Annotated in this window: 17 protein-coding genes and 2 pseudogenes; 17 read left to right on the forward strand and 2 right to left on the reverse strand. The window is 64.1% G+C overall.

The genetic code is table 11. The features are described 5' to 3' along the window. Nucleotides 1-168 precede the first annotated feature (168 nt). The 5 genes from DSM100688_RS03390 (at nucleotide 169) to DSM100688_RS03410 (ending at nucleotide 5,526) form a co-directional block, all read left to right on the forward strand. Entirely contained in the window at nucleotides 169-1,140 is a 972-nt protein-coding gene (locus DSM100688_RS03390; RefSeq protein WP_239519319.1) for a DUF3152 domain-containing protein, read from the forward strand. 4 nt (nucleotides 1,141-1,144) lie between these two features. Then, nucleotides 1,145-2,185, forward strand: a complete 1,041-nt coding sequence (locus DSM100688_RS03395; RefSeq protein WP_152357761.1) for a glutamyl-Q tRNA(Asp) synthetase — start codon at nucleotides 1,145-1,147, stop codon at nucleotides 2,183-2,185. A gap of 198 nt (nucleotides 2,186-2,383) precedes the next feature. Further along, nucleotides 2,384-3,223: a YggS family pyridoxal phosphate-dependent enzyme gene (locus DSM100688_RS03400; RefSeq protein ID WP_152357762.1), complete on the forward strand. Its 840-nt coding sequence runs from the start codon at nucleotides 2,384-2,386 to the stop codon at nucleotides 3,221-3,223. A gap of 339 nt (nucleotides 3,224-3,562) precedes the next feature. Then, nucleotides 3,563-4,579, forward strand: coding sequence for a class C sortase (locus tag DSM100688_RS03405; RefSeq protein WP_239519335.1), 1,017 nt, complete (start codon nucleotides 3,563-3,565; stop codon nucleotides 4,577-4,579). Nucleotides 4,580-4,704: 125 nt separating this feature from the next. After that, nucleotides 4,705-5,526 carry a fumarylacetoacetate hydrolase family protein gene (locus DSM100688_RS03410; protein ID WP_152357764.1) on the forward strand — a complete coding sequence of 274 codons (822 nt, stop codon included), beginning with the start codon at nucleotides 4,705-4,707 and terminating at the stop codon, nucleotides 5,524-5,526. A 472-nt stretch (nucleotides 5,527-5,998) separates the two neighbouring features. Here the strand turns inward: DSM100688_RS03410 and DSM100688_RS03415 are convergent, their stop codons facing one another. Continuing rightward, complete coding sequence (locus DSM100688_RS03415; protein WP_152357765.1) at nucleotides 5,999-6,928, reverse strand: AEC family transporter; 930 nt, start codon at nucleotides 6,926-6,928, stop codon at nucleotides 5,999-6,001. Nucleotides 6,929-7,166: 238 nt separating this feature from the next. Here DSM100688_RS03415 and clpB point away from each other — a divergent pair, with 238 nt between their 5' ends. Continuing rightward, nucleotides 7,167-9,827, forward strand: a complete 2,661-nt coding sequence (gene clpB, locus DSM100688_RS03420; protein ID WP_152357766.1) for an ATP-dependent chaperone ClpB — start codon at nucleotides 7,167-7,169, stop codon at nucleotides 9,825-9,827. A 91-nt stretch (nucleotides 9,828-9,918) separates the two neighbouring features. Here the strand turns inward: clpB and DSM100688_RS03425 are convergent, their stop codons facing one another. Next, on the reverse strand, nucleotides 9,919-12,699 hold the full coding sequence (locus tag DSM100688_RS03425; protein ID WP_152357767.1) for an HAD-IC family P-type ATPase: 2,781 nt from the start codon (nucleotides 12,697-12,699) through the stop codon (nucleotides 9,919-9,921). A 133-nt stretch (nucleotides 12,700-12,832) separates the two neighbouring features. Between DSM100688_RS03425 and DSM100688_RS03430 the strand changes: the two genes are divergently transcribed. From DSM100688_RS03430 to DSM100688_RS03475, 11 genes and pseudogenes are all read left to right on the forward strand, one after another. Then, nucleotides 12,833-13,114, forward strand: a complete 282-nt coding sequence (locus DSM100688_RS03430; RefSeq protein ID WP_152357910.1) for a metal-sensitive transcriptional regulator — start codon at nucleotides 12,833-12,835, stop codon at nucleotides 13,112-13,114. Between the two features lie 95 nt (nucleotides 13,115-13,209). Further along, nucleotides 13,210-14,565 (forward strand): DNA recombination protein RmuC, encoded by a 1,356-nt coding sequence (locus DSM100688_RS03435; RefSeq protein WP_152357768.1) that lies wholly within the window; start codon nucleotides 13,210-13,212, stop codon nucleotides 14,563-14,565. 26 nt (nucleotides 14,566-14,591) lie between these two features. Further along, nucleotides 14,592-15,248: a type I phosphoribosyltransferase gene (locus DSM100688_RS03440; protein WP_152357769.1), complete on the forward strand. Its 657-nt coding sequence runs from the start codon at nucleotides 14,592-14,594 to the stop codon at nucleotides 15,246-15,248. A 60-nt stretch (nucleotides 15,249-15,308) separates the two neighbouring features. Continuing rightward, nucleotides 15,309-15,833, forward strand: a pseudogene (locus DSM100688_RS12315) (RNA methyltransferase); the annotation flags it as partial. A gap of 45 nt (nucleotides 15,834-15,878) precedes the next feature. Then, a pseudogene (locus DSM100688_RS12320) lies at nucleotides 15,879-16,190 on the forward strand (TrmH family RNA methyltransferase); the annotation flags it as partial. A gap of 73 nt (nucleotides 16,191-16,263) precedes the next feature. After that, nucleotides 16,264-16,563, forward strand: a complete 300-nt coding sequence (gatC, locus tag DSM100688_RS03450) for an Asp-tRNA(Asn)/Glu-tRNA(Gln) amidotransferase subunit GatC (protein WP_152357771.1) — start codon at nucleotides 16,264-16,266, stop codon at nucleotides 16,561-16,563. Between the two features lie 8 nt (nucleotides 16,564-16,571). Next, nucleotides 16,572-18,110, forward strand: coding sequence for an Asp-tRNA(Asn)/Glu-tRNA(Gln) amidotransferase subunit GatA (gene gatA / locus DSM100688_RS03455; protein ID WP_152357772.1), 1,539 nt, complete (start codon nucleotides 16,572-16,574; stop codon nucleotides 18,108-18,110). 27 nt (nucleotides 18,111-18,137) lie between these two features. Beyond that, nucleotides 18,138-19,634 (forward strand): Asp-tRNA(Asn)/Glu-tRNA(Gln) amidotransferase subunit GatB, encoded by a 1,497-nt coding sequence (gene gatB / locus DSM100688_RS03460; RefSeq protein ID WP_152357773.1) that lies wholly within the window; start codon nucleotides 18,138-18,140, stop codon nucleotides 19,632-19,634. Nucleotides 19,635-19,839: 205 nt separating this feature from the next. Next, nucleotides 19,840-20,937: a GNAT family N-acetyltransferase gene (locus DSM100688_RS03465; protein WP_152357774.1), complete on the forward strand. Its 1,098-nt coding sequence runs from the start codon at nucleotides 19,840-19,842 to the stop codon at nucleotides 20,935-20,937. Beyond that, on the forward strand, nucleotides 20,937-21,251 hold the full coding sequence (locus tag DSM100688_RS03470) for a DUF2469 domain-containing protein (protein WP_033494454.1): 315 nt from the start codon (nucleotides 20,937-20,939) through the stop codon (nucleotides 21,249-21,251). Before DSM100688_RS03465 ends, DSM100688_RS03470 begins: the two co-directional genes overlap by 1 nt. 104 nt (nucleotides 21,252-21,355) lie before the next feature. After that, entirely contained in the window at nucleotides 21,356-22,945 is a 1,590-nt protein-coding gene (locus tag DSM100688_RS03475) for an NAD(P)/FAD-dependent oxidoreductase (RefSeq protein WP_152357775.1), read from the forward strand. Nucleotides 22,946-23,033 lie beyond the last annotated feature (88 nt).

Genomic DNA, 23,033 nt, shown 5'->3' on the forward strand with positions numbered 1-23,033 from the left:
GAGGTGCCGGTCCGATCATCGCGGTGACTGTGCGGGCGATCCTCCTGCCGATGCGGGAGGGTCGCCCGCATTGATATGGATGTGGCTATACTGTGTGCGGCATGCGATGGTTGTGCTGAATATGTGATCGTTGATCGCATGTCGTGAAGAAATCGTTGAGGGGTGATCATGAAACGGCCGATACTGCCTCCGTTCCGTTTCCTCGATCTGCTACGCGGCCGGCTCGGTGGCCGATGGAATACGGATCGCGTATCCATGATCCGGCGCGTCGCCGTCGTGCTCGTGGCCGTGCTGCTGACGGCGGGTGTATGGTGTTCGACGGCTTCGGCGGGATGGATGCTGCGCGGATACCGCGTGGCGGCGATGACCGGATCGTCGCAGGCCGCCGACGACCGTTCGACGAATGATCGCAATGCTGCGGAGGCGACGACCAAGGCGGATGACGGTCACGGCTCGTCCAAGACCTCGAAACCGTCCGGCACCTCAGAGCGGGCGAACGATGCCGCCAAGACGACGGATGTGAAGGCCGCCGACCGCGCCGCGATGCTGGCGGCCGACACCGCAGCGAAACCACTGAGCGATCGCGAGCAATCGGCTATCCTGCGGAAGGCCGAATCCACGGCGAAGGCCGCGAACGACGGTGCCGACCCGGTCGTATACACTTACTGCCTACAGACCCGCGGCGACGTGGGCAGCACGACCGCATTCGCCAATACCGTCTTCTCCACGTTGAACGATCCACACGGATGGCCCCGGGCCGGCGCAACGTTCCGCCCGGTCGCGGAGCGCGACTGCGGCACCGCCGACATGGACATCATCCTCGCCGCAGCGAACACGATGTCCGAGTTCTCCCCGTACTGTTCGCCGGAATACAGCTGCCGTGTCGGCCAGCAGGTCATCATCAACGACGACCGTTGGAACAACGCCGTGAACGCATGGCTCGACGCAGGCGGCACGTTCGAACGCTACCGTGAAATGGTCATCAACCACGAGGTCGGTCACCGGCTCGGACACATCGACAACGAAACGACCTGCGCGGGTGCGGGCCAGCGTGCGCCGCTCATGCAGGAGCAGTCCATGCATCTCGACGGATGCGTGGCCAACGAATGGCCGCTGGACGATGAATTGTGGATAGGGTGAACGCATGACCGGACGATTCGCGCCGACGCCTTCGGGCCGTATGCATCTGGGCAATATCTATGCCATGCTGGCCGCATGGCTGTCGGCCCGTGCGCAAGGAGACCGCATGATCCTGCGTATCGAGGACATTGACCGGCCGCGCGTGCTGCGTGACGCCGACCGATGGATCATGGACGACCTGACCTGGCTGGGATTGAACTGGGATGGAGATCCCGTGTATCAATCCGATCGTTTGGATAGGTATGGTGAAGCTATTCGCGCGTTGTGCGGGAATGGTGATGATGGCGGGACTGATGTAAGGGCGGTGTGCGCAGACGACGGCCGTTGTGACGATACGGTGTACGGGTCGGAGACCGTGTATCCCTGCTTCTGTTCGCGCGCCGACATCCGTGCCGCGTCCGCGCCGCAGGAGGGCGACGGATTCGTCGTGTATCCGGGCACGTGCCGGTGTCTGCTGATCGAGGATCCCGACGCCGTGACGGCCCGGCTCAAAGCCGGGCGACAGCATTCGCTGCGACTGTTCGCGCCCGATCGCAACGTGACGTTCGACGATCATGTCTTCGGACGACAGACGTTCAACCTCGCCCGTGATCTCGGCGATACGGTGATCAGACGCGCCGATGGGCTGTTCGCGTACCAGCTGGCCGTCACCGTCGACGATCTCGACATGGGCGTGACCGACATCGTGCGAGGCCGTGATCTGCTCCGGTCGACCGCGTTGCAGCTGTACATCCGAGAACGGTTGCGACAGGCCGGCTGGCATGCCGGTGCCAGCGCCTCCGAGCCGGAGTTCGCCCACCTGCCGCTGATCGACAACGCCGCCGGCCGTCGCCTCGCCAAACGGCAGCGTTCACTGGATATGGGTGTGCTGCGCGCCCGCGGCGTCACCGCGGCGCAGGTGATCGGCTACTGCGGCTGGCTGCTCGGTCTGCAGAACGGGCCGGAGCCGTGCGCTGCCGCCGATCTGCTGCCTGCGTTCTCGTGGAATGCGGTCGCCGCTCATCGTGAGGACCGTTGTGTGCCGGATGATCCGTTCACCATATGATCATGATCTTCGACGGTTTGGTCGTATCCGATCATCGGCGAACATATTCGTTCGTATCCAGTCGTAACCGGTCATGGACAAGCCGGCACGACACGAATCTTCACTGGTCGATCACCGTGGTCACAGTGAAATACGCAACATTGATCACCGTATGAATCCGGCTACTATGAAAAACAACTATGACATAAGGGGAGCGGTATGACGGCTTATATGGACCACAAGGACCTCGCCAATGAGATCATCGACACCGAACGGACGCGGCAGATCGCGGACGGCGTACATCGCGTGCTGGACACGATCGCGCAGGCCGAAGCCGACGCCGGGCGCAAGGCCGGTTCCGTGCGGCTGCTGGCTGCCACGAAGACGCGCGACGTCGGCGAGATCATGGCCGCGATCGACGCCGGCGTGCGCATGATCGGCGAAAACCGGCCGCAGGAGGTCGTCGCGAAGGCCGCGGGACTGCAACGGCTATGCGCGGAACGCGGGTTGTCGCTGAGCGCGACGGACGCCGCGGCCGAACAGTCGTTGCCGACACCGAACGCTAACGTCGCACACATTCCGTTCCATCTGATCGGCCAGTTGCAGGCCAACAAAATCGGCAAGGTGCTGCCCGTTGTCAACACCATCGAATCCGTCGATTCGATCGACCTCGCCGAAAAGATCTCCCGCCGCGCCGTCATGCACGGCATCAACGTCGGCGTGCTGCTTGAGGTCAACGAGTCCGGCGAGGCCTCCAAATCCGGCTGCGACCCGGCCCATGCGATCCTGCTCGCGCAGCGCATCGGTTCGCTCGACGGCATCGAGCTGCAGGGCCTGATGACCATCGGCGCACACGTCGACGACGAACGCACGATCCGCCGCGGCTTCGCGCACCTGCGCAAGACCCGCGACCAGATCCTCGACGCGGGCGCGCCCGGCACCGAGCATTGCACCGAGCTGTCGATGGGCATGACGCACGACATGGCGCTCGCCATCGCCGAAGGCTCAACCATCGTGCGCGTCGGCACCGCGATCTTCGGCGAACGCGCGTTCATCTGATGTGGAGCGGGGCTGCGGCCTCCACGCCAGCCGTCACCCGGTCCATCGCCCGTCCGGCATGACTGTTCTGGGTGGGTTTCCTAGGGTTGCCCACGCCGACGGGCCGATATGCGTGTACGGACCGAGGTTTTCGGCGCGGTTTCCTTGGGTTGCACACGCCGGGCAGGGCCGTGGCGTGTGCAACCCAAGGAAACCCACCCCACCCCGTGCCCCCGTGATGAAAGGGGGTGTGGGTGCGCGGGGATCGGCGGTAGACTATCGATGGTGTGCGGCCGCGGTATGCGCGGCAGAAGGAAGGGGAGTCGTATGTCTCGTGCAACACAGGCTGCAGGGCGTCATATGCCCCGTCGTCCGCAGGGCGGCGCGCAGCCGGTGGTCTACGGCGACCTCGCGTTCCCCGATGTCATCGACGTAACCGACGTAGCCACGGAACGCCGCCGTCTGCGTCGCTCGCTGTTCGTCATGCGCATCCTGACCATCCTGTTGCTCGCCGCGGCGATCGGCGTGGCCGGATTTCCCGTAGCCATGCAGTACAAAAGCTCGCTGGATCTCGCGCGCACGTCCAGCGAATCCGCGCAGCACGTCGAAGGATGGCCGTACCCGCAGGCCGAGGACGCACTGAAGGCAGCGCACGACTACAACGCCAAACTCGCCGAATCCGGTCAGCCGATCCTCGGCGAGGCTGTCGATCCGTTCTCATCGCAAAGCGGTGGTTCGCATGCGAAAGGCGAGGATTCGGCCGCGTCCAAAGACAAGGAATACCAGTCGCTACTCGATTCCGGCAACGGCGTGATGGGCACGATCAAAGTGCCGACCGTGTCGATCGAACTGCCGATCTACCATGGCACCAGCGAGGAGGCGCTCGCCTCCGGAGCCGGCCACCTGTACGGCACGAGCCTGCCGGTCGGCGGCGCGTCCACGCACTCCGTGATCACCGGTCACCGCGGTCTGGTCGAGGCGCTCATGTTCACGCGACTCGACGAGGTCAGGAAAGGCGACTTCATGTACGTCGAGGTCATGGGCGAGACGATCGGCTATCAGGTCGACCGGATCAGCGTGATCCTGCCGGACGACACGAGCCAGTTGAAGATCGTCAAGGGAGAGGATCGGCTCACGCTCATGACCTGCACGCCGTACGGCGTGAACACGCATCGTCTGCTGGTGAGCGGTCATCGTGTGGAGATCCCCGTGCCGGCGCCGGAGCCGGCCGACATTCACGACGGGCGTACCGACGCGCTACTCGTCGGCGGCGGACTGCTGCTCGGCGGATGGCTGCTCGTCGCGATCGTCACGCGGCTGCGGCATACGCCGTGGATGGTGATGCGGCACGCGGGACCGTCGCGGTACCGGAGGTAGATGTGACGGACGGTTCGTGACGGTTTCGCGCGTGGCTGTATCGTGACCGTAACGTGATCATATGTGCGGTTGGCCGTTCGCAGGCAGCTTCACCAGCGACTACACGGGCGGCTACACTGGACGGCATGAGAATTGCACGATTTTCCCTCAACAACACCCCGCGGTACGCGTTCGTGCAGAACGACCCGACCGACGGCAAGGACTATCTGATCGAGCTCGAAGGCTACCCGTTCGGCGCCGGCACCATGCAGCCGACCGGCAACCGGTACGCGTTGGACGCCGAAGGTGTGCGTCTGCTCGCGCCGGTGCTGCCGTCCAAGGTGTTCGGTCTGGCTAAGAACTACGAGGCCCACGCGCAGTTCATGCACGAAGCCGGCCATTCCGAGATCGCGCACGCGCCGGAGAACATGATGATCTTCACCAAGCCTTCGACTTCCGTGATCGGTCCCGACGACCCGATCGTCATTCCGCCGTTCAGCCACGACATGAACTTCGAGCCGGAGGTGGCCGTGGTGATGGGGCGCATCGCCAAGAACGTGCCGGTCGAGAAGGCCATGGACTACGTGCTCGGCTTCACCTGCGTCAACGACGTGACGCTGCGTGACCTGCAGGGCGTGGATCCGATGTGGACGCGTGCGAAGGGCTTCGACACGTCGTGCCCGCTCGGCCCGTGGATCGTGGCGCGCGACGACCTCGACTGGCGCGATGCGAAGATCTCGTTCACGCTCAATGGCGAGGACGTGCCGATGGCGAGCGGCACCACCGCGAACCTCATCCATGGCATCCCCGAACAGATCGCTGCGATCTCGAGCTTCTCCACGCTGCTGCCCGGCGACGTGATCCTCACCGGCACGCCGAACGCGTCTGGTACGCTGCGCCCCGGCGACGAGCCGATCGTGCACGTCGAGGGCATCGGCGACCTGCGCAACGTGGTCGTGCAGGGGTAAACGAAAGTCCGGTGGACTTTCGTCCTGCGCGAGCCGAGCGTGAGCGAGGCCAGAATTGAGTCGGCCGTAGGTCGTCCGAAATTGCGGGACCGTGCAGGGGTAAACGAAAGTCCGGTGGACTTTCGTCCTGCGCGAGCCGAGCGTGAGCGAGGTCATGTTGAGTCGGCCGTAGGCCGTCCGAAATTGCGGGACCGTGCAGGGCTGAGCCGACGGACGTGCTCAACGCGCACTGAGACGTACGTTCAACGGACATACAGCCGATTCGGGTATCGTTTTCGGCTGTATGTCCGTTTGTGTATTCAGGCTGACGACTCAGCTGGATTGTGGTAACGGATTGTGTTCAACGGACATACGGCCGATTCGGATGCGGTTTTCGGCTGTATGTCCGTTGGGGGTATTCATACGCCCGTTTTGTTGCGCCCGTCGTTGACGTGCGCCCATTATTGATGTGCGTCTGTTGGCGTGCGTCGGCCTACGCCGTCGGCAGCAGGGCGTGCAGGATCGTCATGACGATGAGGCTGAGGATCGCGGTGACGGTCAGGGAGAAGCCGGCGAGCTTCGCGTTGCCGGTGAGCGAATCGGTGAATTTGGTCGAGAAGATCGTGATCGGGGCGAACGAGCCGAGCACGATGATCTCGCGGATGCGCATGTCGAACGGCAGAATAAACCACGCGGCGACGGCGATGATCACGCCGAACACGGCGCGCCACGCGATCACTTTCAACAGCTCGATCCGGTCCTTGCGATTGTCCGGAATCTCCATCATGAGTCCGATCATCGCCATCGCGCAGAACGCGTTCGCGTTGGCGAACGGCGTGATCAATGTGATGATCGGCTGCGGAATGGTGATGTGCAGGAACATGAACACCAGCATCAACATGTAGATATCGAACGAAATCGATCCCAGGAAATCATGCGCGATGTTGCGCAGCCGCAGACTGAGCGGCAGCGATCGGAAATTGTCGTCCATGTGCAGCAGCGTGCGCGTGATCGTCAGTGAGCCCGCCGTCGCGACCGTCGCGTTGCCGATATCCAGCATGATGATCGGCAGGCCGGCCGACGCGCCCATGAACGTCTGCACCACCGGCAGGCAGAACGCGCCGAGGTTCAAACCGGATGCGTTGAGCATCTGGAACGCGCGGTAGTTGCGTTCGTCGCCGCGCGAGCCGAGAAACACGACGAACAGCGGGATCGCGCAGGCGAAGAAGCCGAACAATACGATCCACAGCATGCGCATGTCGTGCCTGTTCGTGGCGAACGACAGGATGATCGCGCACGGCAGCGTCATGTTGAACACGATGCCCTGTGCCACCTTGTAGTCGCGCTCGCCGAAGATGTGCAGATGCTTGAGCGCGTACGTGCCGAGGATGGCGATGAGCAGCGCGCCGGATTGGAAGATCATGGTCTCTCGAAGTCTCTCTCGCGAATGGTTCCGGTGCCTAGTCTAGGCGCGGATATGTTGCGGCGGTGTGCGGCGTATTGCGGTGTGGATGGATGACGATTTTCCAAACTTGAGTGTGTCAGACTCAAGTTTTGGGAATAGAATGGGTGGCAGTCCGGTTGAGTAAGTCAGAAACGAACGAAGACCCTGCGGTCGAATCTGATCGATCGCAGGTACAAGACTTATTTGGGAGGTCGGTATGGAACAGAAGTTCACCACTATGGCCCAGCAGGTGATCGGCGACGCGATCCAGAGCGCGTCCGCCGCGGGCAACGCGCAGGTCGAGACCCTGCATGTCATGGACGCGCTCCTGCGTCAGGAGAACGGCGTCATCCAAGGACTTATTCAGGCCGCGGGCGGCAATCCGCAGGCCATCGGCGCTGCCGTGAGGAACGCGCTCGTCGCGCTGCCGAGCGCCAGCGGTTCCACCACGTCGCAGCCGCAGGCCAGCCGCCAGCTGACCGCCGCGCTCGCGCAGGCCGAGAAGGAGATGCAGGCGATGGGCGACGAATACGTCTCCACCGAACATCTGCTCATCGGCATCGCGGCAAGCGCGCCGAACCAGTCGGCCGACATCCTCCGCCAGAACGGCGTGACCCCGGAGGCCCTGCGCAAGGCCGTCCCCGGCATCCGCGGCGGCGCGAAGGTCACCAGCCCGGACGCGGAAGTCTCGTACAAGGCGCTCGAGAAGTACTCGACCGACCTGACGGCCGCCGCGAAGGAAGGCAAGCTCGACCCGGTGATCGGCCGTGATCAGGAGATCCGCCGCGTCATCCAGATCCTAAGCCGCCGCACCAAGAACAACCCGGTGCTGATCGGCGAGCCTGGCGTCGGCAAGACCGCCGTCGTCGAAGGGCTCGCGCAGCGCATCGTCGCCGGCGACGTGCCGACCACGCTGCAGAACAAGAAGCTGATCTCCCTCGACCTCGGGTCGATGGTGGCCGGTTCCAAGTACCGTGGCGAGTTCGAGGAACGTCTGAAGGCCGTCCTCAACGAGATCAAGAGCGCGAACGGCGAGATCATCACGTTCATCGACGAGATTCACACGATCGTCGGCGCGGGTGCCGCCGAAGGCTCGATGGACGCCGGCAATATGTTGAAGCCGATGCTGGCGCGCGGCGAGCTACGCCTGATCGGTGCGACCACGCTCGACGAATACCGCGAGAACATCGAAAAGGATCCGGCATTGGAGCGTCGTTTCCAGCAGGTGTACGTCGGCGAACCTTCCGTCGAGGACACGATCGCGATTCTGCGCGGCCTCAAGCAGCGCTACGAGGCGCACCACAAGGTGACGATCGGCGACGATGCGCTGGTCGCGGCCGCGACGCTGTCCAACCGGTACATTTCCGGCCGTCAGCTGCCCGACAAGGCCATCGATCTGGTCGATGAGGCGGCCGCACACCTGCGCATGGAACTCGACTCCTCCCCGGAGGAGATCGATGAGCTCCAGCGCAAGGTGACGCGCTACGAGATGGAGGAGATGCAGCTCAAGAAGGCCGAGGATCCGGCAAGCAAGGAGCGTCTCGAGAAGCTGCAGGCCGAAATGGCCGACGCGCGCGAGAAGCTCGCCGGACTCAAGGCCCGTTGGGATGCGGAGAAAGCCGGCCACAACAAGGTCGGCGACCTGCGCGCCCAGATGGACGCGCTGCGCGTGAAGGCCGACAAGTTCACCCGCGAGGGCAACCTGGCCGAGGCAAGCCGCATTCTGTACGGCGAGATCCCGGCGATCCAGAAGCAGCTCGACGCGGCCGAGAAGGCCGACGCCGAGTCCACCGAGGGGGCGGACGGCGCGAACAAGCCCGAACCGATGGTCCCGGACCACGTCGACGCCGATTCGGTGGCCGGCATCGTCTCCGAATGGACCGGCATCCCCGTCGGTCGCCTCATGCAGGGCGAGAACGAGAAGCTCCTGCACATGGAGGAGTACCTCGGCAAGCGTGTGATCGGCCAGAAGGAAGCCATCGCGGCCGTGTCCGACGCCGTGCGCCGCTCGCGTGCCGGCATCTCCGACCCGAACCGTCCGACCGGCTCGTTCCTGTTCCTCGGCCCGACCGGCGTGGGCAAGACCGAACTGGCGAAGGCGCTCGCCGACTTCCTATTCGACGACGAGAAGGCCATGGTGCGCATCGATATGAGCGAATACATGGAGAAGGCCTCCGTGTCGCGTCTGATCGGCGCCGCGCCGGGTTACGTCGGCTACGAGGAGGGCGGCCAGCTGACCGAGGCCGTGCGGCGTCGCCCGTATTCGGTAGTGCTGTTCGACGAGGTCGAGAAGGCCAATCCGGAAGTCTTCGACGTGCTGCTGCAGGTGCTTGACGACGGTCGCCTAACCGACGGTCAGGGCCGGACCGTGGACTTCAAGAACACGATCCTCATCATGACCTCCAACCTGGGCTCGCAGTTCCTCGTCAACCAGGACATGGACGCGGACGCCAAGAAGAAGGCCGTGATGGACGCGGTGCACATGAACTTCAAGCCGGAGTTCCTGAACCGTCTCGACGAGATCGTCATGTTCCACCCGCTCACCCGCGAGGAACTGGGCGGCATCGTGAACATCCAAGTCGCGCAGGTCGCGTCTCGCCTCACCGATCGCCGTATCCGCCTCGACGTCACCGACGCCGCGCGCGAATGGCTCGCCGACACCGGCTACGATCCGGCGTACGGCGCGCGTCCGCTGCGTCGTCTGGTGCAGACCGAGGTCGGCGACCAGCTGGCCCGCATGCTGCTCGCCGGCAAGGTGCACGACGGCGACACGGTGCTCGTCGACCAGACCGGCGGCGATCACCTCGAGCTCAACGCCATGCCGACCGATCCGGACGACGACGGTTCGGTGCACGTCGACGACGTGAAGGCCGACTGATAGCCGGTTGTTGCTGCCGTGGCGTGTAGCTGACATGATGAAGGCCCGGAAGGATATCCTTCCGGGCCTTCGCTCGTTGCATGCAGTGTGACTACTGCTCGAGGAAGATCTGCGGGGCCTTGGCGAAGTTGTTCGCGCAGTGTTCGCCGCAGAAGTAGTACGTCTTGCCGTTGTATTCGCGGGTGATCGCGTCCGCGGTCACGGCGACGGTCATGCCGCACACCGGATCGGTGGCGGTTTCGCCGTCGGTCGGCGCGGCGTGCATGTGCATGTGATGCATATCCATGGGATGCTCCTTGTCGTTGGAATTGGTGGACATTGTACTGTCGGAACCGTGGGACTGGCCGTTCGGTTCCAAGTGCGTGAGTTCGGTGTGCTCGTCGATGATGACCTGCGGTTCGCGGGTGGACGTTGCGGTTGCGGTTTCGTCGGCGGTGGCGGCGATGCGTGTCGTATCGTCACCGTCTGCCGGCACCGCGACGTCACTGATCCGCACGCCATGCAGCCGGTTCGCGTTCAGCACCAGACACACCGAGCTCAACGCCATCGCCAGCCCCGCGATCATCGGGCTGAGCAGCCAGCCGGTGAATGGGTACAGCACGCCGGCCGCGACCGGGATGCCGATCACGTTGTAGCCGAACGCCCACGCCAGATTCTCACGAATGTTGCGCATCGTCGCGTTCGACAGGTTGATCGTCTTCAGTACACCGCGCAAATCGCCGTTCATCAGCGTCACGTCGGCCGACTGCATCGCCACGTCGGTGCCGGTGCCGATCGCGATGCCGAGATCGGCCTGCGCGAGCGCGGGTGCGTCGTTGATGCCGTCGCCGACCATCGCGATCAGACCGTCCGGTACATTGCCGATCGTCGGCGACGGTGCAGTTGCGGACGTTGCGGCTGCGGTTTTATCCGTACGGACGGCGTGCGTATCGTGCGTCAGATCGCGTGCGGCCTGCAACTGGCGGATCCAGTATGCCTTGCCGTCCGGCTTGACCTGCGCGATCACCGTGTCGATACCGACCTCGCGGGCGATGCGCACGGCGACCTCGGCGCGGTCGCCGGACAGCATCACCGTGCGGACGCCGGCCGCACGCAGCGCGGCCACTGCCTCACGCGAGCCTTCTTTGACCGGATCATGCTCGTAGCTGGGTGCCGCGCCGCCCGTCGTATCCGCATCCACCACGCCGCGCGTGATCGTGCCGGTCTTGTCGAACACGACCGTGCGAATGTCGTGCGCCTGTTCCAACGCCTTCGCCGACGTGACCAGCACGCCGTTCGTTGCACCCAGACCCATCGCAGCAGTCACCGACAGCGGTGTTGCCAATCCCAGCGCGCACGGGCAGGCGATGATGAGCACGCTCACCGCCGTCACCAATGCATGCGCCAGCCGTGGTTCAGGTCCGATCGCCAGCCAGATCGCGAACGTCCATACCGCTACGATCATCACCGCCGGCACGAAAATGCGGGCGATCTTGTCCGCCAGCTTCTGCACCGGCGCCTTCGTGGCCTGTGCGCGTGAAACCATCGCGATGATCTGTGCCAGCACCGTCTCGCCGCCCACCTGCGTGGCGCGCATCAGCAGATCGCCCTTGAGCAGCACCGTCGCGCCGGTCAAGGACCGCGCGGCTGGACTGGTGCTGTCGTTTGCGCTGCCGTCGTGATCGGCTGCGTGCGTATCCGCGGTTTTGACGACCGGCTTCGATTCGCCGGTGATCATCGACTCGTCCACGGTCGCTTCGCCGTCGACGATCTCGCCGTCGACCGGAATGCGCTCGCCGGCGTGGACGACCAGCAGGTCGCCGGTCTTCACATCGTCGATAGTGATATCGCGAACGTTTGCGTCGTGGTACCAATCTGTGTGCTCGGCATCGGCGTTTGCCGTCAGGATATGCGCGGTGCGCGGGCGCAGCTTGATCAGCGACTGCACGGCTTTGCCGGTGCCCTCGCGGGCCTTTGTTTCGAGCAGACGACCGACCAGCACCAGCGTGATCACCACGCCTACCGATTCGAAATACGGTTCACGCGAACCTTCCGGGAACAGCGACGACATCACGCACAGCGCAAGGCTGTACACGTAGGCGGCGGTCGTGCCAAGCGTGACCAGCGAGTTCATGTCGGGCGCGCGGTGGATAAGCGCCGGCCAGCCGACGCGGTGAATCGGCGCGCCACAGTAGAACATAACCGGGGTGACGAGCAGCGCCTGCAGCCACGGGTTCATCAGCCACATCGGCACGATGGCGTGGCCGCCGGGTAGCAGCATGAGCATCATCGGCGCGAACACCGGCAGCGTCAGCACGGTGCCGATGATGACGAGTCTGGTGAGCTGGCGAATCTCCTTGGTACGCTCCTCGGATTCGCGGCGTTCCGCTGTCAGCGCGTCGGTCGGGGATGCCGGGGTGGTGCTTGCTGTTGCCGCTGATGTCGTTGCTGCCGCTGGGCGTGCTGTCGTCGTGCCCGCACTGCCAACGTTTGCCGTTTCACTGCCGCCGTCACCGGTCACCCGCAGCAGCCCATGCACCATATTCATACCGCAGGCGAACGGATACTCACCGGCCGGCAGTGCGGGCAGCTGCACGTCGGTACGCACGTTGCCGGGGAGCATCGCGTCGAGCGCGAGGTCGCCGAACACGACATGCGACGTGCATTCGCCGGTTTCCTGCCGGTCAAAGGTGAGCGTGATCGGCGTGCCGGCCTGCATCTCGATTACGGCGGGGGAGTAGCCGCCCTTGACGGTGATCGTGGCGGTCTGCATGCCGTCCGTCAACGTGCCGGCGGTGCCCTGCTGCGGCGCGAAGAAGAACCGTATGATCAGCCATGTCAATGCGGCGGCCGCCAGCACCGCGGCCGCGATGAGAAAGATGTTTGGTTCCATGACCTGCTCCTTCTGCCGGTTTCCTCTCTGTATCGTATCGCCGTGTACTAGAGTATACCCAATACCCCTATGGGGTATAATGGGTGTCGTGGTTCAGCTCATGGGTGAATCGTCTGATCGATGGGAGGTTGCGATGCATGGATATGACGAGGACAAGGCCAAGGTGGTCGCGCGGCTGAGGCGCATCGAGGGGCAGATTCGCGCCGTGACGCAGATGGTCGAGGATGATCGGTACTGCATCGACGTGCTCACGCAGATCTCCGCGGCGAATTCGGCGCTCAAATCGGTGGCGTTGCTGCTGCTGGACGATCATCTAAGCCACTGTGTGCGGCGGGCGTCGATCGACGGCGGCGAGGTCGCGGACGAGAAGCTGCGGGAGGCGTCGGCCGCGATCGCGCGACTGGTGAAGTCGTAGGGGCTGCATGGCTTCCGGCGGTGTCGTACGCGGCTGATGACCGCTTGCGACACGCGTGCAGGGCATCGTCCATGCCGTACGTTTCACTAGAACATATGTTCGACAATGTGATGACGGTGGCCGTGGTGATCGCGGTGATGATCGTGGCGGCGGCGTTGGGGCTGGCCGCAGGGTTCCTGCTGGGCAAGTCGCGCGGGCAGGAGATGGCCCGCGGCGCGCGGACGGGCGAGCTGGAGGCGGCGCGGGCGGATGGTGATGCGGCCCGCGCCCAAGTGGTGCAGCTGACCGCGCAGGCGGCAGAACTGCGTGGTCAGATCGAGGGGCTTGGCCAGCAGCTGTCCTTCGCCAAATCGCAGTTGGCACAGGCCCAGCAGGCCGAGCAGATCCGCATCCAACACGAACGGGACAAGGCCGCCGCCGAGGCGGAACGCAAGCGTGCGGAGCAATCCGCTTCGCTGGAGGAGCAGAGCAAGGTGCTGTCCGCATTGGCACCCGTGCAGAAGAACCTCGACGCGTTGCAGCAGAAGGTCTCGCAGATCGAAGAAGGGCGCAAGCGCGAGATGGGCGCATTGGGGGAGCAGCTCAAAGGCCTCGGCGAGCAGCAGGCGCGGTTGGATCGCGAGACCAGCTCGCTGTCGGCCGCACTGCGCAACAACAAGGTGCGTGGCGCATGGGGCGAGGCGCAGCTACGTAACATCGTGGAGTCGGCGGGGCTGCTGGAGCATGTCGATTTCGACACGCAGGTGGTGGTGACCGGCACGGACGGGCGCATCCAGCGACCGGACATGATCGTGCATCTGCCGGGCGGCAAGACGATTCCGATCGATGCGAAAGTGCCGTATGCGGACTACCAGCGGGCATGCGAGATCCCGGAGACCGCGTCGCCCGAAGAGCTGGACCGGCGCGCCGATCTGCTGCGGGCACATGCCAAGGCGTTGCGTGACCATGTGAAGACCCTGGGCGACAAGGCATATTGGAACGCATTCGACATCGCCCCGGATTTCGTGGTTGCCTTCATTCCGAACGAGGCGCTGCTGCAGGCGGCCCTCGAGGCCGATCCGACGCTGATGGACGACGCGTTCGCTCGCAAGGTGGCGCTGACGTCGCCGGTGACGTTGTGGGCGGTGCTCAAGTCGGTGGCTTACGCGTGGCAGCAGCAAAGCCTGACCGATGACGCGAAGAGGCTGTTCGATCTGTCCCGCGAGCTGTACGAGCGGTTCGCGGTACTGGGCGAGCGTGCCACCAAACTGGGCACGGCCATCACCAAAACGGTGGGCGCCTACAACCAGTTCGCCACATCGCTGGAATCGCGGGTGCTCGTCACCGCGCGCAAACTGCAGAAGATCGACGGCAGCAAGATCATCGAACCGGTTGACATCATCGATTCCGGCAAGGCCGATATCCGAGAGCTCACCGCGCCGGAAATCCAGCCCGACGACAACGCCGATTGACGGCACGAGACGATAGGCTAACAACCATGACCGAAGAGAAATCCTTCCGCAAGACAGGCGTTTCCGTTGCCGCCGGCGGCGCGTCCGCCGCGTCCGATGCCGAGACGCCGTTCGCGCTGCTCGACCCCCGCGACCAGCTCAAGCAGCTGCTGAAGACCGAACTGGCCGGTCGTCCGTTCTGCGAGCTGTCGGATGTGACGTTCGACCATCGCGGTGCCGCCATCGTCGGCCATATCCTGCTCGACACCTTGGAAGAGCAAGGCTATTCGGTCGACGATTTCGACGCGGTCGGTGCATTGACGGCGGCCGCCGTGCCGCTGGTGTCGGCGATGATCCTCGCCGCCGCCTCGCGTGGCGAGGATCTGGACGGATTCGTGATGGACTTCGTGTATCCGTCGATCAAGGGTCCGTCGATCAAGGGCAAGCGCGTGATCCTGCTGGATTCATGGCTGTCGGAGAAATCCTATGTGCAGACCTCGTCGCTGGTCACCTTGCGTAACGGCAACGAATTGAGTCTTGATTTCGGCGTCGTGGAGCATGAAGGCGCCGAAGTGGTGGCCATCGCCTCGCTGATCGGCGGCGTCGACATGGATCAGCCGACCATCAAGGTCGTCAACCCGGTCGACGACGGTGTTCACGAACTGCCGTTCGTCGAGGTCTACCACGAATCCGAACTGCGCTGACCGATGCCAACATTCGGCTTCCCTGGCAGGGGAGCGTTACGCAGCGACTGAGGGAGTTCAATGCATACGCCCAATCCCGTTTCGTTAGCAGCCAAGATGTCCGGCGAACCGTCCTTCCGCGAGGTCGGCGTCGGACCGTGGGCTGAGGTCCATCCCGATGAGCCGCGCCCCGACGATCCGGCATCCCCGAACTTCGACGCAAGATTTGACCCGCAGCTGCTCGATGAGGGTGACCGCCGCAACGTGCTCGACCGGTACCGCTACTGGACGGTCAACGCCATCAAGGCCGACCTCGACGCACGTGGCCGTCACGATTTTGAAGTCGCCGTCGAAAACTGGACGCACGACTTCAACATCGGATCCATGGTGCGCACCGCCAATGCGTTCACCGCGAACCGTGTCCACATCGTCGGCCCGCACAAATGGAACCGCAAGGGCGCGCTGATGACCGAACTGTACCAGCACGTCGAATACCACCCGTCCATCACCGAACTGATCGAGTGCTGGCATCACCGCATCGCCGGCGAAATCGCCTACGAACGTGCGCAGGCTAAGGCCGCCGCGATCAAGGCCCATACGATCGCATCGTCATGCGCGACCGGCACACCGCCGATCGACGATCGTGCAGTCGCCTCCGCCGCCGTAACCGCAGTGGCCGAAGCGACCGCCGACATCGCCCGTGCCGATGCGCGCATCCGCGAGCTTGAAGCCGCGCGCGTCATCGCACTCGACATCATTCCGGGCGCCGTGCCGATCGAAACCTACCGGTTCCCGAAACGCTGTCTGCTGCTGTTCGGCGCGGAAGGTCCGGGCCTGAGCCGGAAAGCCCTCGATCTGGCCGACGACGTCGTCTACATATCCCAGTTCGGTTCCGTCCGGTCCATCAACGCCGGAGCCGCCGCAGCAGTCGCCATGCACAGCTACATCGCCCAGTACCGGTGACACAGCGGTGCCGTCTGTGACGCGATGAGACGGCGTAAGAGGCGTGTCACAAATGACTCGTATAGTAGGGCGCATGCCTACATTCACACGCGAAGAAATCGAGCATTTGGGCGATCTCGCCCGAATCGCGCTCACCGATGAGGAAATCACCCGTCTGCAGGGCGAGTTGAACGTCATCGCCGACTCCATCAACAAGGTGCAGGAAGTCGCCTCCGACGATGTGCCGCCGACCGCCAACCCGATCCCTCTGGAAGCCTACCTGCGTCCGGATGTGGCGGAGACGCCGCTCACGCAGGCCGAGGCCCTGTCGGGCGCTCCGAAGACCGAGGCCGGCATGTTCGTCGCGCCGCGCATTCTGGGAAGCGAGGAGTGAGAACCGTTATGACGCAAGCAACCAACGAACTGGTCAAGCTCACCGCGGCCGACATGGCCGCCGAGATCAAGTCCGGCGAGGTCTCCAGCCGTGAGCTGGTCGACGCGCACCTCGAAGTCATCGAGGCCGCCGAACCGTCCATCAAGGCCTTCCTCAAGGTTTCCGGCGATGTGGCCCGCGAGCAGGCCGACGCCTTCGACGCCAAGAGCGCGGACGAAAAGGCACAGCTGCCGGAACTGGCCGGCGTGCCGATCGCCATCAAGGACATGATCGTCACCAAGGGCATCGAAACCACCGCAGCTTCGAAGATCCTCGAAGGCTGGATTCCGCCGTACGACGCCACCGTCATCGAAAAGCTCAAGGCCGCCGGCATGCCGATCCTCGGCAAGACCAACCTCGACGAGTTCGCGCAGGGCTCCTCCACCGAGCACTCCGCCTACCAGACCACCCACAACCCGTGGGATACCGAGCGCGTCCCGGGCGGTTCCGGCGGTGGTTCGGCCTCCGCAGTCGCCGCATTTGAAGCCCCGCTCGCCCTCGGTACCGACACCGGCGGCTCCATCCGCCAGCCGGGCGCACTGACCGGCACCGTCGGCGTCAAGCCGACCTACGGTGGTGTCTCCCGTTTCGGCGCGATCGCGATGGCCTCCTCGCTCGACCAGATCGGCCCGGTCTCGCGCACGGTGCTCGACTCTGCGCTGCTGCAGGAGATCATCGGCGGCCATGACCGCCGCGACTCCACCTCGATTCCGGAAGGACCGCGCCCGATGGTCGCCGCCGCCCGCGAAGGCGCCAAGCGCGACCTCAAGGGCATGAAGGTCGGTCTCGTCAAGGAACTCGGTGGCGACGGCTTCCAGCCGGGCGTCCAGGCCCGCTTCAACGAGGCCGTCAAGAAGCTCGAGGAGATGGGTGCCGAGGTCGTGGAGGTCTCCTGCCCGCACTTCGAGTACTCGCTCGGCGCGTACTACATCATCATGCCGTCCGAGGTCAGCTCCAACCTGGCCCGCTACGACGGCATGCGCTACGGCCTGCGCGTCATGCCGCCGACCGGCGTACCGCAGACCGCCGCCAACATGATGGCCTACACCCGTGAGGCCGGCTTCGGCGACGAGGTCAAGCGCCGCATCATCCTCGGCACCTACGCCCTGTCCGCCGGTTATTACGATGCCTGGTACGGCTCTGCGCAGAAGGTGCGCACGCTCATCATCCGCGACTTCGAGAACGCCTTCAAGCAGGCCGACGTGCTCGTCGCCCCGACCAGCCCGTCCACTGCGTTCAAGTTCGGCGAGAAGATGGACGATCCGCTGGCCATGTACATGAACGACATCGCCACCATCCCGGCCAACCTCGCCGGCGTGCCGGCCATGTCCATCCCGGCCGGCCTGTCGGATGACGGCCTGCCGGTCGGCTTCCAGTTCATCGCGCCGCAGCAGCGCGACGAGGTCATGTACAAGCCCGCCGCCGCGCTCGAAGCCGCGCTCGAGGAGGATTGGGGCGGCCCGATCTGGCAGTCCATGAAGACCCCGTGGCTGAACGCCGCCGAGTAAGGCATCGGAAGAAAGAGAACAAGCACTATGGCTGAAAAACTGATGAAGTACGCCGATGCCACCAAGAAGTACGATGTGGTCTTCGGCCTCGAAACGCACGTCGAGCTGTGCACGAACACCAAGCTGTTCTGCCCGGCGCACATCGAGTTCGGCGGCGAGCCGAACACCCAGCTGACCCCGGTGAGCCTCGGCCTGCCGGGCAGCCTGCCGGTCGTCAACAAGACCGCCGTCGACTACGCGATCAAGCTGGGTCTCGCCCTGCACTGCGAGATCGCCGAGTGGAGCCAGTTCGCCCGCAAGAACTACTTCTACCCGGACATGCCGCGCGACTATCAGATCTCGCAGTACGACAAGCCAACCAACGGCAACGGCTACCTCGACGTCGAGCTTGAGGACGGCACCGTCTTCCGCGTGCCGATCGAGCGCGCGCACATCGAGGACGACGCCGGCAAGAACACGCACGTCGGCGGTGCCGACGGCCGCATCGAAGGCGCCGACCATTCGCTGGTCGACTACAACCGCGCCGGCGTGCCGCTGATCGAGATCGTCACCAAGCCGATCGAGGGCGCGGGCGACCGTGCCCCGGAGATCGCCGGTGCCTACATGCGCGCCATCCGCGACATCGTGCGCGCGCTCGGCATCTCCCACGCCCGCATGGAGCAGGGCAACATGCGTGCCGACGTGAACGTCTCGCTGCGTCCGTCCGCCGACGCCCCGTACGGCACGCGTTCCGAAACCAAGAACGTGAACTCGTTCCGCGGCATCGAAAAGACCATCCAGTACGAGATCCGCCGTCAGGCCGCCCGCCTCGACGAAGGCAAGGAGATCCTGCAGGAGACCCGCCACTGGGACGAAGCCACGCAGACCACGGCCGGCGGCCGCGTCAAGTCCGACGCGGACGACTACCGCTACTTCCCGGACCCGGATCTCGTGATGCTGCACATCACCAAGGAGCACATCGCCGAGATCGAAGCGCAGATGCCGGAGATGCCTCGCGAACGCCGCAATCGTCTCAAGGCCGAATGGAACCTGACCGACGTGCAGATGCGCGACATTATCAACGCCGACGCGCTCGACTTGATCGAAGACACGGTCAAGGCAGGCGCGACCGCCGCCGGCGCCCGCAAGTGGTGGCTGGGCGAGCTGAGCCGCGAGGCCAACGCCAAGGGCGTCTCGCTCGAGGAGCTGCCGGTCACCCCGGCCGACGTGGCCGAGGTCGAGAAGCTCATCGCTGATGGCAAGCTCAACGACAAGCTCGCCAAGCAGACCGTTGCCGGCGTGCTCGCCGGTGAGGGCACCCCGGACGAGGTCGTCAAGAAGCACGGCTACAAGATCGTCGAGGACACGGGCGCGATCGAGGCCGCCGTCGACGCGGCGTTCGCAGCCAACCCGGACGTCGTCGAGAAGCTCAAGAGCGGCAACATGAAGCCGATGGGCGTCATCATCGGCGCGGTGATGAAGGCGACGCGCGGCCAGGCCGACGCGAAGGCCGTCACCAAGATCGTGATGGGCAAGATCAAGTAGCGCACCCGACGCCGTGTCACATTGCCGACACGGCGCGGACCTACGCAAGGGCTCTCTCCGAACCAGTCGGAGGGAGCCCTTGTCGTAGTCATACCGTGTTCGTACGGTCGGTGAACATCCGTCCCGTTGCTTCCCAGCGAACGGTCAGGCGGGTAGGATATCTTCTGTACCGACTTCTACCAGCGTATGTTGAGGGAATACACGAATGTCTGAAACCGCCGAAACGCCGACGTTGCAGGAAATCTCGCGCGAACTGCCGCCGAAGATCGTCATTCCTGAGATCAAGGGCGAGATGGTGCACCTGCGCCCGGCGACCATCGAGGATCTGCCGCGTCTGGACGAGCTGGACGCCTACTACAACGCATCGCGCATCACCGGCAAGGATCCGCAGGCCGAACGCGCCGTCGTGCACGCGTGGGTGCGCCGCTCCGTCGCATGGGCGAACGGGCAGGCCGCTTCCGAATCCGGCGTGGGCGACCCCGAGTCGCGCCGCACCATCGCATGGGCCGTACTCACCGATTCCGACCATGACGACGACGGCCGCATCGACGCCGCCGATACCGACAACGTGATCGGCATGGTCTTCCTCATCGACATCGACGGCTGGGCCCGCTCGGCCCGCATCCAGGTCGTGCTCGGCAAGGATTACCGCGGCCGCGGCTATTCGCGCGACATGATGCCGCGCGTCATGACCTACGGCTTCGCGCCCGAACCGTCCGGCCTCGGCATGCATCGCATCTGGGTGGCCGTGCCCGAGAAGAACACGCGTTCGCTGTCCGTGTACCAGTCGCTCGGCTTCGTGAAGACCGGTTCGTCGCGCGACGCGTTGTGGGACGCGGAAAACGGCCGCTATCAGGACCTGATCGTGCTGGACACGCTGTTCGACGAATACGACCCGATCCGTTCGCTCGACGCGTTCGGCATGCATGTGATCGAGGACAACCCCGGCATGCACGAGGCGCTGGCCATGCGCGAGCATTCCATCGCCATCCGGCAGCGTACGCGTACGGACGGCGCGGCGTCGGCGTCCGCGAATAACGACGCCGACCGCGCGCGTCGCGACGCGTTCGAACGCATCGGCATCGATCCCGACGCGGTACGATCCTCCGGTGAGGGCGATCACACGCACCGTGACGGCACGTCGCGGGCCGACGCCGGCGAACAGCCGTCTCCGGCCTCCGCCGACGCCGCCATCGACGGCGACTCCACGTGGCCATACGGCCAGTCCGAACGCAAGTCCTCGAAGAACGCCTGGTGGCGTAATCTTGGGCTGAGCCGCAAACGCGACAACGAGGAGGACTGATGAGCGCCGAAGATCTCGACAACTACGAAACCGACGCGGAACTCGCCCTGTACAAGGAATACCGTGACGTCATCAAGCTGTTCACCTACGTGGTGGAGACCGAACGCCGCTTCTATCTGGCGAACAAGGTCGACTTCAACGTGCGTTCAGCCGGGCAGGACGTGTATTTCGACGTGCAGCTCACCGACGCGTGGGTGTGGGACGTGTATCGTCCGAGCCGGTTCGTGAAGAACGTGCGTATTGTCACGTTCAAGGACGTGAACGTCGAGGAAGTGCAGAAAACCGACATCGACATCCCGGACGACATCCACTGACCATCGCGTGATTTCTGGCGTAAGTGTGTGGAAACGCACCCGTGTGGTGTGCGATTCCGATGGGTGGGGTAGACTGTCGTTGATTTTGTTATAAGGAGATTTACGTGACGCAGAAACAATCCGTGGTGATCATCGGCGGCGGCCCTGCGGGCCTGACCGCAGCCTGGGAGTTCGTCAAGGACGGCGGCGCCGATCAGTACGACGTGACCGTGCTCGAGGCCACCCGCGAATTCGGCGGCATCTCGCGCACCGTCAAGCACAACGGCAACCGCATGGACATCGGCGGCCACCGGTTCTTTTCCAAAGATAACCGCATCATGGACTGGTGGAAGGATGTCCTGCCGCTGCAGGGCGCGCCCAGCTATGACGACAAGAAGCTCGGCCGCGAGCATGAGATGGAACCGGGTGGCCCGGATCCGGAGGTGACCGACGAGGTGATGCTCAAGCGTCACCGCGTGTCGCGCATCTTCTACGGTGGTCGTTTCTTCGATTATCCGATCTCGCTAACTCCGGCCACGTTCAAGGCAATGGGCTTTGTGATGACCATGCAGGCCGGTTTCAGCTACCTCGGCTCCATGGTGCACAAGCTGCCCGAAACGAACCTTGAGAACTTCTACATCAACCGTTTCGGCCGCAAGCTGTATTCGATGTTCTTCGAAGGCTACACCGAGAAACTGTGGGGCCGCCACCCCTCGCAGATCTCCGCCGATTGGGGTGCGCAGCGCGTCAAGGGCCTGAGCGTGCTCGGCGTGCTCAAGAACGCGTTCGCCAAGCTCAGCCCGAAGAAGCGCTCCAACGCCGAGGTCGAAACCTCGCTGATCGAGGAGTTCTGGTATCCGAAGTACGGTCCGGGCCAGCTGTGGGAGACCGTGGAACGTCGCTGCGAGGCGCACGGTGCGAAGGTGATCACCGACGCGAACGTCGTCGAGATCCGTCAGGACGGCGGCCATATCAGTGCCGTCGTCTACGAGGATTCGGAAGGCAACCGTACCGAGCTCGCCGCCGACCAGTTCATCTCGTCCATGCCGATCAAGGATCTCGTCAACGCCGTGGACGCTTCCGACAAGCCCGCGCCGAAGGACATCACGACCATCGCCAACGGCCTGCCGTACCGCGACTTCGTCACCGTCGGCCTGCTCGTCAAGCGCCTGCGCCTCAAGAACACGACCGACATCCCCACGCTCGGCAACCCGCCGATCGTGCCGGACTGCTGGATCTACGTGCAGGACCCGGGCTACACCGTCGGCCGCATCCAGATCTTCAACAACTGGAGCCCGTACCTCGTCAAGGACGTGGACGACACCGTCTGGATCGGTCTCGAATACTTCTGCGACGAAGGCGACTCGTTCTGGAACATGAACGAGGAGGACTGCGTCAAGTTCGCCATCAACGAGATGGTGCGCATGAAGGTCATCGCCAGCCCCGACGACGTGCTCGACACCCACCGCGAGAAGGTCAAGAAGGCGTACCCGGCCTACTTCGACACCTACGCCCAGATGGACGAGCTCGTCGAATACCTCGACCACTTCGGCAACCTCTACTGCGTCGGCCGCAACGGCCAGCACCACTACAACAACATGGACCACTCCATGGCCACCGCCATCGAGGCCGTCGGCAACATCAAGACCGGCAAGACCTCCAAGAAGAACGTGTGGTCAGTCAACACCGAGAAAAGTTACCACGAGGAAAAGTAGTCCTTTTCCATCTGATGAAACGGCTCGTCGCGATGCGGCGGGCCGTTTTGCGTTGGTCGGGGTTGGGTTGTATGGTTAATGCCAGTTC

It is taken from the genome of Bifidobacterium ramosum, assembly GCF_009299505.1.
In the GTDB taxonomy this organism is placed as follows: domain Bacteria; phylum Actinomycetota; class Actinomycetes; order Actinomycetales; family Bifidobacteriaceae; genus Bifidobacterium; species Bifidobacterium ramosum.